Below are 441 nucleotides of genomic sequence, written 5' to 3'. Positions count from 1 at the left end.
GCACGAGATTGTCCTCGCCTATGCCGGACACCCAGATCGCCCGGTCAATCGAAGTATGCACCTGGTCGGAGGAGTAGATGCGCAGCCGCGCCTGCCCTGCCAGGCCTTGTTTGTTGCCTTGCCAATCGAGCGCCCGTTCGCGCATGGTCAGCACTGCGGCCAGTGTCGCCGACGAGGCTGAATCCTGGACTACGCCCGAGAAACCTTCCGGCAGGCCGAGCGCCTGGCGCATCCAGTCGACGGTGCGCGTTTCGAGTTCGGTCGCCGCCGGCGACGTCTGCCAGAGCATGCATTGCGCGGCCATCGCCGAAACCAGATATTCCGCCACCACCGAAACCGGCGCCGCATTGGCCGGGAAATAGGCGAAGAAGCGGGGATGCTGCCAATGCGTCATTCCCGGCAGGATCTTCTCTTCGAAGTCGGCGAAGATCCGGTCCATCG

At 63.9% G+C, this 441-nt stretch carries 1 protein-coding gene; it reads right to left on the bottom strand.

Annotation, left to right across the window (positions count from 1 at the left end):
- Positions 1–441: pyridoxal-dependent decarboxylase (locus tag EN984_RS37305; protein ID WP_245480221.1), on the bottom strand; the 441-nt coding region annotated here is incomplete at both ends.

This window comes from Mesorhizobium sp. M7A.F.Ca.CA.004.12.1.1 (assembly GCF_003997835.1).
Classification (GTDB): Bacteria; Pseudomonadota; Alphaproteobacteria; order Rhizobiales; family Rhizobiaceae; genus Mesorhizobium.
The sequence above is the reverse complement of the archived record's forward strand: the minus strand, read 5'-3'. Positions and strand labels throughout refer to the sequence as shown.